The organism is Paraburkholderia sp. C35 (assembly GCF_003121405.1).
Taxonomy (GTDB): Bacteria; Pseudomonadota; Gammaproteobacteria; order Burkholderiales; family Burkholderiaceae; genus Paraburkholderia.
Genome location: NZ_QBUY01000175.1, coordinates 1 through 10,689 on the forward strand (window position 1 = coordinate 1; position 10,689 = coordinate 10,689).

The 10,689-nt window shown below is 61.8% G+C and carries 10 protein-coding genes; 1 reads left to right on the top strand and 9 read right to left on the bottom strand.

The features are described 5' to 3' along the window. Positions 1–177 precede the first annotated feature (177 nt). The 9 genes from DK391_RS42655 to DK391_RS42695 all read right to left on the bottom strand — a co-directional run bounded on the left by DK391_RS42655 (position 178) and on the right by DK391_RS42695 (position 9,038). Positions 178–1,026 (bottom strand): ureidoglycolate lyase, encoded by an 849-nt coding sequence (locus DK391_RS42655; protein WP_109484030.1) that lies wholly within the window; start codon positions 1,024–1,026, stop codon positions 178–180. A 74-nt stretch (positions 1,027–1,100) separates the two neighbouring features. Then, positions 1,101–1,844 carry an SDR family oxidoreductase gene (locus DK391_RS42660; protein WP_109484031.1) on the bottom strand — a complete coding sequence of 248 codons (744 nt, stop codon included), beginning with the start codon at positions 1,842–1,844 and terminating at the stop codon, positions 1,101–1,103. A 91-nt stretch (positions 1,845–1,935) separates the two neighbouring features. Further along, entirely contained in the window at positions 1,936–2,766 is an 831-nt protein-coding gene (locus DK391_RS42665) for an amidohydrolase family protein (RefSeq protein ID WP_109484032.1), read from the bottom strand. Positions 2,767–2,784: 18 nt separating this feature from the next. Continuing rightward, complete coding sequence (locus DK391_RS42670) at positions 2,785–3,825, bottom strand: aldo/keto reductase (RefSeq protein WP_109484038.1); 1,041 nt, start codon at positions 3,823–3,825, stop codon at positions 2,785–2,787. 29 nt (positions 3,826–3,854) lie between these two features. Next, the gene (locus tag DK391_RS42675; protein WP_109484033.1) at positions 3,855–5,162 is read right to left on the bottom strand and encodes a UxaA family hydrolase; all 1,308 of its coding nucleotides are present in this window, start codon (positions 5,160–5,162) and stop codon (positions 3,855–3,857) included. A gap of 17 nt (positions 5,163–5,179) precedes the next feature. Further along, the gene (locus DK391_RS42680; protein ID WP_109484034.1) at positions 5,180–5,488 is read right to left on the bottom strand and encodes a UxaA family hydrolase; all 309 of its coding nucleotides are present in this window, start codon (positions 5,486–5,488) and stop codon (positions 5,180–5,182) included. 10 nt (positions 5,489–5,498) lie between these two features. Then, entirely contained in the window at positions 5,499–6,476 is a 978-nt protein-coding gene (locus DK391_RS42685; protein WP_239483112.1) for an ABC transporter permease, read from the bottom strand. A gap of 37 nt (positions 6,477–6,513) precedes the next feature. Beyond that, the gene (locus DK391_RS42690; protein ID WP_109484036.1) at positions 6,514–8,052 is read right to left on the bottom strand and encodes a sugar ABC transporter ATP-binding protein; all 1,539 of its coding nucleotides are present in this window, start codon (positions 8,050–8,052) and stop codon (positions 6,514–6,516) included. Then, a complete protein-coding gene (locus tag DK391_RS42695; RefSeq protein WP_109484039.1) occupies positions 8,049–9,038 on the bottom strand; it encodes a sugar ABC transporter substrate-binding protein in 990 nt (329 codons plus the stop codon). The genes DK391_RS42690 and DK391_RS42695 overlap by 4 nt, the downstream gene beginning before the upstream one ends. Before the next feature lie 331 nt (positions 9,039–9,369). Between DK391_RS42695 and DK391_RS42700 the strand changes: the two genes are divergently transcribed. Then, complete coding sequence (locus tag DK391_RS42700) at positions 9,370–10,158, top strand: IclR family transcriptional regulator (RefSeq protein WP_109484037.1); 789 nt, start codon at positions 9,370–9,372, stop codon at positions 10,156–10,158. The last annotated feature ends 531 nt before the right edge of the window (positions 10,159–10,689 follow it).

Consider the following 10,689-nt stretch of genomic DNA (forward strand, 5'->3'; position numbering starts at 1 on the left):
TGTTCAGCGGCTTTCTTTTGCCTACTTTTCTTTGCCGCGGCAAAGAAAAGTAGGTGCTGCCCCGCACAGGGGCGACGCATGAAGAACCACTAACAAACCGCGGATGCCAGCGAAACCAAAGGCAAAAGCAAAACCAAAACCAAAACCAAACCTACAGCGTCGCAGACAAAAAAACCCTCACTCCGCCGCGTAAGTCTTCTGCTCCTGCTCCCCAAGCCCCTCAATCCCAAGCCGAACAACCTGCCCCGGCTTCAGATAAACAGCCTCAGGCTTAACCCCCATCCCAACCCCCGGCGGCGTGCCGGTAGAAATCACATCCCCAGGCTGCAAGCTCATACACTGCGAAAGATAAGACACCAGCTTGGCAACACCAAACACCATCGTCTTCGTGCTGCCGTTCTGATACCGATGCCCATCCACCTCGAGCCACAACTTGAGATTCTGCGGATCCGCCACTTCATCCCGCGTCACAACCCAAGGCCCGATCGGCCCGAACGTGTCGAAGCCCTTGCCCTTGTCCCATTGCCCGGCGCGCTCGATCTGCCATTCACGCTCCGACACATCGTTGATCACGCAATAACCCGCGACATAGTCGAGCGCGTTCGCCTCGTCGACATACTTCGCTTCCTTGCCGATCACCACGCCCAGTTCGACTTCCCAATCGGTCTTCTTCGAACCGCGCGGAATTTCAATGCCGTCGTTCGGGCCGACAATCGCACTCGTCCACTTGTTGAAAACGACCGGCTCCGGCGGCACCGGCAGATTCGACTCGGCAGCATGATCCGCGTAATTCAACCCGATACACACGAACTTGCCGATCTTGCCGACACACGGCCCAATGCGCGGATTGCCTTCGACAACCGGCAGCGACGCCACATCGACAGCACGCAGCTTCGCCAGCGACGCATCCGTCAGCGTGCTGCCATCAATATCGCCGACCACTTTCGACAGATCGCGAATCTTGCCTTGCGCATCCAGCAAGCCCGGCTTTTCCTGGCCCTTCGGTCCATAACGAAGCAGTTTCATCGCTGCAGTTTCCTCTGATCAGTAATTCCGTGGTTCATAAACGTGGTCCGTGCTTCACACGCTCGCTGCGTGGCTCAGTTCGACCAGCCACCGTCGATCACATGCGCCTGACCCGTCGTAAACGCCGATTCATCCGACGCCAGATACAACGCCAGCGCCGCGATCTCCTCGGGCTTGCCGACACGGCCCATCGGCTGGCGCGCGACGAACGCGGCGTGCACCGCGTCGACCGTCGCGCCCTGCGCCTTCGCCTGTTCGGCAATGCGCTGCTCGAGCGAAGGCGAGTGTACCGTCCCTGGGCAAATCGCGTTGCAACGCACGCCGCGTGTCACGAAATCGGCGGCAATGGCCTTGGTCAAACCAATCACCGCTGCCTTCGATGCACCATACACAAACCGGTTCGGCACGCCCTTCACGCTCGATGCCGCCGACGACATATTGATGATCGATCCGCCGCCCTTCTCCAGCATCGCCGGCAGAAACGCGCGGATCATCCGGTACATCGCCTTCGCGTTCAGATCGAACGCGAAGTCCCAATCTTCCTCGCTCGCTTCGAGAATCGAGCCGGCATGCACGTAGCCCGCGCAATTGAAGAGCACATCGATCGGGCCGACTTCCTGCGCGAGCGCCTTGATCGCCGCGCCGTCGAGCACATCGAGCTGGCGCGCTTCGACCGGCTTGTCCTTGAGCGCGTCGATGCGGATGTCGGTGGCGATCACGCGCGCGCCTTCGCGTGCGAACAGCTCAGCCGTCGCGAGGCCAATGCCCTGCCCAGCTGCCGTGATCAAAGCCGTCTTGCCGGCCAGTCTTTGTACCATTTAAGGCTCCCGTTGGATTGGCGTTTGAGTCATACCGGGTATTGCAGCACGTGCTCACCGGCGAGAACATAGTGAAAATCCTGAAGCGTGCTCACAAGCGATAGAACGCCGTCGCATTGCCGCCGAAAACGCCAGTGCGCTCGTCTTCGGAAAGTGCGGCCAGCAACTGCGTCGCCACCGAATGCCATAGCAGATAGTCGCCATTGAGGTTCAGCACCGGCCAGTCGCTGCCCCACATGAGCCTCTGCGGTCCAAACACGGCCAGCAGATGATCGACGTAGGGGCGCAGCGTCGTTTCCGTCCAGCCTTGCGCAGCTTCCGTCGCGAGACCGGACAGCTTGCAGTGAACATGCGGGTATTGTGCGAGCCGCGTGATGCCTTCAGCCCACGCGTCGCAGCCTGCGTTGCCATCGCGAATGGGCGGCTTTGCGCCGTGATCGATCACCACGCGCAGTGTCGGAAAGCGCTCGATAAAGGTTGCCAATGCATCGATGTGACGCGTGAAGATCAGCGCATCGAAGGCAAGATCGTGTGCGATCAGTGCATCGACGGCGGGCTTCAACGCGGGATTGGCGATCCAGTTGTCGTCGGGCAAATCCTGCAGCATGGGCCGCACGCCCTTGAATTTAGGCTCGTGCGCGAGTTCTGCGATCAATGCGGGTGCATCGGCATCGAGCATCGGCACCCAGCCGACCACGCCCGCAATCGATGCTTCCTCGCGCGCAAGATCGAGCAGATAGCGCGTTTCTCCGACAGTTGCCGCGGCCTGCACGACCACCGTACGCGACACGCCCGCGCGCTCGCGCAACGGCGCGAGATCGTCGGGACCGAACGTGCGATACAGCGGCGCGAGATCCGGCGTGAGCCAACCGTAATCGCCGCGCTCGGGATTCCAGTAGTGCTGGTGTGCATCGATTTGCATGATGTGATCGATCCGCTGCTAGTCCTTGGGCACGGGCGCGCGCGGATCGAGCAAATCTGCGTCGCGCAGTGCCTGCCAGAGTTCAGCGGGAATCGGCTTGTCGAACGAAGTCACATTCTCGCGCAGTTCGCCTGCGTTGCGCGCGCCCGTCAGCACGGTTGCGACAGCAGGATGCGCATACGGGAACTGCAACGCGGCAGCAGCAAGCGGCACGCCATGCGTCTTGCACACCGCTTCCAGACGCGCGACGCGTTCGATCACTTCCTTCGGCGCCTCGCCATAGTTGAACTTGAGATCGCCTTCGACACCGCGCGCGAGAATGCCGGAATTGAACGCGCCGCCCAGCAGGATGCTGACGTTGCGTTTCTCGCATTCGGGCAGCAGATCATCGAGTGTCGCCTGTTCGAGCAGCGTGTAGCGCCCCGCGAGCAACGCGCAATCAATATCGCACTCGCCCATCGCCGCGAGAATCGGTGCGCCTTCATTCACGCCGAGGCCGATCGCCTTCACGACGCCTTGCGAACGCAGTTCTTCTAATGCGCGAAAGCCGCCGCCTTGCGTAAGCTGCTGCCAGTAGTGCGCGTTTCGCTCGCCATGCGTGACGACGCCAATATCGTGCACCAGCAGAATGTCGATATCGACGATACCCATGCGCTGCTGGCTATCTTCGAACGAACGCAGAATGCCGTCGCGCGTGTAGTCGTAGATCGCTTCGAACGGCAACGGGTTTTGCCAGCCTTCGCTGCCGTCATACGGATTCTTGCGCGGCACGAAGTGACGGCCGACCTTGGTCGACAGCACGAACTCGCTGCGCGGATAGCGTCGCAATGCATCGCCCAGCCGATGCTCGGCCTTCGTATGTCCATAGTGCGGCGCGGTGTCGAAGAAGCGCACGCCTGCATCCCACGCGGCCTGAACCGCGCCGAATGCTTCCTCGTCGGACAGATCGCGATACAGTCCGCCGAGCGGCGCCGTGCCAAGACTCAGGCCCGTCACTTCGAGCCCGCGCCCGCCGATACTGCGCCGCTTGCGCACGTTGGAACCTGCCGCGTCCGTCATCGTCTCGCTCTCCATGTTCTCTGATTCGTTCACTGCGCGGCCACGCTCACCACCCGATGCGGCAGCGCCGCACTCGACGGCAGGCACGCGGGCCCGACCGGCTCGAACGTCTTGTACGTAAGGATAAACTCCTGATGCCCGAGCGACTCGGATTTCGACGCCGCGCCACGCGCGACAGCGAGCGTCACGTCGAATACTTCGCGACCGACTTCATCGAGTGTCGCGCGGCCCTCAAGGATACGCCCTGCATCGACATCCATGTCGCCCGACAGGTTGCGGTAAGTATTCGGGTTTGCGCACACCTTGATGACGGGCGAAATGGCCGAGCCGACTACCGAGCCGCGCCCTGTCGTGAACAGAATCACATGCGCGCCGCACGCGATCAACTCGGCGATCTCCGCGTTGTCGCTGATGTTCGGAAAGCCGAAGCGCGGTTCGCCATCGGGTACGACATCGAGCAGATAAAGGCCACCTGTGGGCGGCACATCGCCGGGCTTGACGATGCCGACGATCGGCGACGCGCCGCTCTTCGCATACGCGCCCAGCGACTTCTCTTCCTGCGTCGTCAGTCCGCCGTCCGCGTTGCCGACCGCGAAACTGCCGTGGCCGAGGATCGAGTAATAGCGCGCGGCCTTCGCGACGCACGCGACGATTTCATCGCCGAGATCGTCACGCGCTGCGCGGCTTTTCATATGAAACTCGCAGCCGACAAGCTCGCCCGTTTCTTCGAAGATGCAGGTCGCGTCGTGTTCGATAAAGTGATCGAATGCGCGTCCGACAGCGGGATTAGCGGTAATGCCGCTGGTGCCGTCCGAGCCGCCGCAGATCGTGCCGATCACGAGTTCGGACAACGCCATCGGCACTTTCTTCTGCTGCGCGAGTTCGGCGCGCGCTTCGCGCACCCAGTCGACGCCATACTGAATCGTGCTGCGCGTGCCGCCTTTCTCCTGGATCGTCAGCACATGCACGGGGCGCCCGCTCGCGCGCACCACATCGACGAGATAGTGCTTGTTCATGCTCTCGCAACCAAGCGAGACGAACAGCACCGCGCCGACGTTCGGATGCGTGGTCAACTGCTCCATCATCTTTTCGGCGTAACTGTTCGGATAGCAGCCAGGAAAACCGATCAGATGAACGGCAGGTTCTTGCTCAGCGGAAGAATCATCGAACGCATCGAATGAAGGTCGAAACTGCGCGACGATCTCGCGCGCCACGTGATGCGCACATTCCACCAGATACGCGACCGCGACCACATTGCGGATGCCCTTGCGTCCATCGCTGCGCAGATAGCCTTGAAGTGCTGATTGCGCGGTATTAGCTTCGGATATGTCGGTCATGTTGTATTGAACCCGCGTCAATGATGGACGAATGCGTGGCCTGCGTCGTGCGTATAGGTCGGCAGGTAATCGCTTTCGAGGTTATGCGTGTGCAGATGTTCGCCGCGTGCGACGTCCACATTCACGTGGCCGATCACCGCGCCGTAGCGCAGCACCTTTTCATCGGCGTGCAGTGCGCGGCGCGCGACCTTGTGACCGAGTTCGATCGTCTTCGCGAGCGTGACATGCTCGCCTTCGATATCGACTTGCGTACCTGCTTCGAGACGCGCGCCCGCGATCAGACAGTTATCTTCGGGACTCAGCAGAATGAGACGTGGATCGGTCATGTCAGTTTTGTCATTCGCCGCTGGCGAGACGCGCCACCATCAGCGAGCCGAGAATGATTGCGCCGTAGATAGCCTGAATCCAGAACGACGGCACCTGAGCGAGCGTCAACAGGTTCTGCACGACGCCGAGCAGCAACACGCCGGAGAGCGCGCCGAGCATCGTGCCCTTGCCGCCATCGAGCGAAATGCCGCCGATTACCGCCGCTGCGAAAACCGTGAAGATCATGCCGTTGCCCTGATTCGCGTTGATCGCGCCGACATAGCCCGTCACGACGATGCCGCCAATCGAAGCGAGCACGCTGCCGAGCACGAACACGCCCCACGTGATGCGTTCGACGCGGATGCCCGCCGCGCGCGCCGCTTCCGGATTGCCGCCGATTGCATACAACGCGCGGCCCAGACGGTGATAACGCAGCATGAACGCAGCGATGCCGAAGGCGACCGCCGCGAGCCACACCGACAATGGCAAGCCAAGCACGATCGTGGCGGCGAGCGCGAAGAACGACGGCGGCATATCGAACAGCGTGCCGCCCTTGGTCGCGCCGACCAGCATGCCGCGCAGCACGATCAGCATCGCGAGCGTGACGATGAACGCGTTCAACCTGAGTCGCACTACCAGAAAGCCGTTGATGAAACCGATCACGGCGCCGACCACGATGATCGCAAGCAAGCCCATCGCAGCGGGCCATTCGAAACCGAAGCCCGCGGACGCAGCAGGCATCACGAGCATCGCGCCGACAGCGGGCGCAATGCCAACCGTCGATTCCAGCGACAAATCGAACTTGCCGGTCAGCACGATCAGCGATTCCGCCAGCACGACAAGCGCCAACGCCGCCGACGCGCCCAGCACGCTGATCAGATTCGCCTTCGTCAGAAAGCTCGGGCTGACGAAAGCACCAATCACGATCAGCAAAGCGAGCGCAGGCACGAGAGCGAGATCGCGCAGGCGCGCAAATTCGATGCGCGGTCGCGCGGCGCCTGCACTCATTCCCTGCGCCGATTGAGCCGATGCAAACGCGGGCACACTATTCTTCATGGAGACTGACTCCTTCAACGGATGCGATCAGGTCGTTGTCTTCCCAACCTGCCGGAAACTCAGCCGCGATGCGGCCACGGAACATCACCAGCACGCGGTCGCAGACGCGCAGATCGTCGAGTTCGCCTGATGCGACGATCACGGCCTTGCCTTCGTCGCGCACACGGTCGACAACGGACAACAATGCTTCTTTCGATTTCACATCGACGCCTGCCGTCGGATCGATCAGCACGAGCACATCGGGATCGGTCGCCAGCGCGCGCGCCATCACCACCTTCTGCTGATTGCCGCCCGACAGGCCCGATACGATCTGCTCCGGCCCGCGCGCGGCGATACCGAGCGCGTCGATCATCTTCTTGCCGAACGCGTGCTTCTTCGCGGGCGGCGCGATGCCGAACTTGCCGAGCACGCGTGCAATCGTCATCGACGCGTTTTCGGCGACCGATTGCGTGAGCACCAACCCTTCGTGATGGCGATCCTTCGGCACGCAGCCGATACCGCGTTTCAACGCAGCGGGCACGTCGCCGAGCGGCAACGCTGCGCCATCGACGCGGATGCCGCCGCGCTGCGGCTTGCGCAAACCTGCAATCGCTTCGGCGACACTCGTGCGTCCGCTGCTCGTTGCGCCTGTGAGGCCGATAACTTCACCGCGCTTCACGGCGAACGTGACGTCTTCGTAGTCGCTGCCCGTCAATGCGTCGACCTGCAATGCGATGGCGGTATCGGAAGGTAATGGCGAGCGCGTCGCCGCATCGGTGACGTTGAGGCCGCCGCGCTCGCCCGTCATCGCTTCGATCAGTTGCTCACGCGGCAGCGCCGAGACCGGCGCGCTGACGATATGCCGCGCATCGCGCAGCACGGTCACCGCCTGACAGATCTCGTACACCTCTTGCAGATGGTGCGAAATGAACAGGAAGGTCACGCCTTCGCGCTGCAGTTCTTCAATGCGCGTGAACAGCCGCTTGATTTCATCGCCGTCGAGTTGCGCGGTCGGCTCGTCGAGAATGATGAAACGCGCGCCATACGACAGCGCCCGCGCGATCTCGACCAGCTGCCGCGCTTCGACGGAGAGATCGCCCGCGCGCGCGTCTTCGCGCACGTCGATCTTCCAGTGATCGAGCAGCGCACGCGCCTCGCGACGCATGGTGCGCCAGTCGATCACGCCGTTGCGCGTCTGCTGCCGGTTGATGAACAGATTCTCCGCAACGGACAACTCGCGGATGATGGTCGAATGCTGATAGACGCACGCGACGCGTTCGCGCCACGCGTCACGGTCGGCAACAGGCGGTGCAAGCTCGCCGTTGAAGCGGACCTCGCCCGTGTCCTGCTTGCGCAGGCCGGTGAGGATCGACACCAGCGTCGATTTGCCCGCGCCGTTGCGCCCGACGAGTGCATGCGACTCGCCGGGCATCACGCGCATGGACACGTCTTTCAACGCGGCATGATTGCCGAAGCGCTTGCCGACAGAAAACGCCTCGACGACCGGTTGCATGGTTACGTTCGCGTCGTGTGTCGTCTCGGCGTTCATTTCAGCGTATTGCCCCAGAGGTTCTTGTCGTCGACATTCGCCTTCGTCACGAGCGGCGCGGGCAACTGGTCTTCGAGCACGCCCGGCTGCAACTGCACGATGTTGCTGCCGTGATCGGTCGGACCCGGCTTGAAGGTCTGCCCGGCAAGCGCGGCCTTCATGTAGTACAGGCCGTACTTCGCGTACAGATCGGCGGGCTGCGAAATGGTCGCATCGATTTCGCCCTTGCGGATCGCATCGAACTCTTGCGGAATGCCGTCGTTGCTGACGATCACGATGTGCTTCGGATCACCCGCAGGCACCAGCAACTGCTTGCGGCGCAGCGTCTGCAGCGTGGGCGACAGATAGACGCCGCCAGCCTGCATATAGATGCCCTTCACGTCCGGGTTCGCAGTCAGCAGGCTGTCGAGCGAGCTGGCGGCGACATCGCCCTTCCAGCCGGCGGGGATTTCCAGCACCGACAGCGCCGGGTAGTTCTTCATGCACGCGCGGAAGGCTTCCGAGCGGTCGCGTCCGTTGACGGATGCGAGATCGCCCATGATCTGCACGACCTTGCCCGATTTCACATGCTCGCCGATGTACTTGCATGCGTTCGTGCCGTACGCGCGGTTGTCGGCGCGCACGACCATCGCGACCTTGCCTTGCGTCGGCGCGACATCGACGGCGACCACGGCCACGTTTTTCGCCGAGGCCGAATCAAGCGCGCGGCTGATCGCCGCCGAATCGATCGGACCAACGACGATGCCCTTCGCGCCGAGATTCACCATGTTGTTCATGTCGGTGATCTGCTGCGCGGGGTCGTTGTTCGAATTGACGGGCGCGAGGATATCGATGCCCATTTCCTTCGCGTATTTCGGCAGGTAGTTGTTGTACGACTGCCAGAACGGCGACGTGAGAAGTGGCAGGCCGAGACCGACCTTGGCGGTATCGGCGGCCTGCGCGGCCGTGATGCTGCCCGCCATGCAGGCGATGGCGGCGGCCGCCATCAACGTATGTCCGATGAAACGGCGAGCCGTGCGCGGCTCTTTGGCGAAACCCATGCTTGTCTCCATGTCGACGGGCGTTGGCGCTTCAGCGGTGACGCCCGTCTGCGTTGTGGGAAGAGGAACCGGCGAACCGGGCACATCGACCTGCACTTTCTTCTTATGGGTATTGGTGTGTTCATTCACCAATGAACGTATTATTCATATACGAACTTTTACAAGTCAATGCGACGGACGTGGGTGTTTTCCCTGGAGCGAGGCGGGCGCCCCTGTGTGACCGTCCTTTGACAGCCGATAATCTGTGCGAATGTCAAAACCGACCCGACTGCCGACGATGGAAGTAGAAGACAAGGACGACGCCGACCGATATCGCGCGCCCGCGCTGGACAAGGGGCTGGACATACTCGAGCTGCTTGCCGAGCAGAAGGGCGGGCTGACGCGCGCGGAGATCACGAAGCTGCTGGGACGCAACGCGAGCGAGATGTACCGGATGCTGGAGCGGCTGGTGGCGCGGCAGTACGTGGTGCGCTCGGCGGGTGGCGACCGCTATTCGCTGAGCCTGAAGCTCTATGCGCTTGCGCATCGTCATCCGCCGATGAACCGGCTCATCTCCGAAGCCTTGCCGTTGATGCAGCGCTTTGCTGCCGAGGCGGAGCAGTCGTGTCATCTGGCTGTGTATGACCGCGGGAATCTGCTGGTGGTGGCGCAGGTCGATGGACCTGGCACGTGGGGCATATCGGTTCGTCTCGGGTCGCGCGTGGGGCTGATCGATACGAGTTCGGGGCGGACCCTGCTGGCGTTTCAGACGCCCGAGCAGCGGGCGCATATGCTGGCCGAACATACCGAGGTGAAGGGTGAAGTCACCATTGATCATGCGGCGCTTGAGGCCGCTTGCGGGTCGATTCGTGATGTGGGCTTTTCGCAGAAAGATAGTCAGCAGATTTTTGGGGTTACCGATCTGACGTTTCCTCTGTTGACCGCTGGCGGGTCGGCTATTGGCGCGATGACTTGTCCTTATCTCAAGCGGATTGATGAGTATGTGGCGCCTTCGTTGGATGAGGTTACCGCAATGTTGCGGGAGGTTGTGCAGGGGCTTTCGATGTTTGCTGAGGCGGATAGTTGATGTTTTTTTGCGCGTAGCGCTGGGGGCGGTTTTTTGGTTTTTTAGCTGGCATCCGCGACTTGTCTTGCCTGCTTCATGCGTCGCCCCTGTGCGGGGCAGCACCTACTTTTCTTTGCCGCGGCAAAGAAAAGTAGGCAAAAGAAAGCCGCTGAACACCATCCACTACGGTCGTTGCCTGCGGGTCCCCCGCCGGTCCTATCCTTCATGCGGCATCGTTCTTCTCGTTGCCCGCTGCCAGCGCTCTTTAAGGGCGCATCACCCGCTTCAAACTCTCGCGTCACAGCAAGCCTTACCAGTTTGGTCCAGGCCGCCCAGGTGGCAAACGGTGTGTTGGCCGTCGCGCCTTATACGCATCACTCCGGACTGAAAAGCAAAGGCGGTGTGTCTTGTAGGATCGCCGACGCTCAATGCGCGACAACCTACACACCGTTTGCCACCTGGGCTGCATTGACGAGTCGCTGCCGCTCGGGGCGCTACGGGTGATTGGAGTGGGGTAGGCGACTATTCGAAGCGATGGCTACGGGCGGTGAC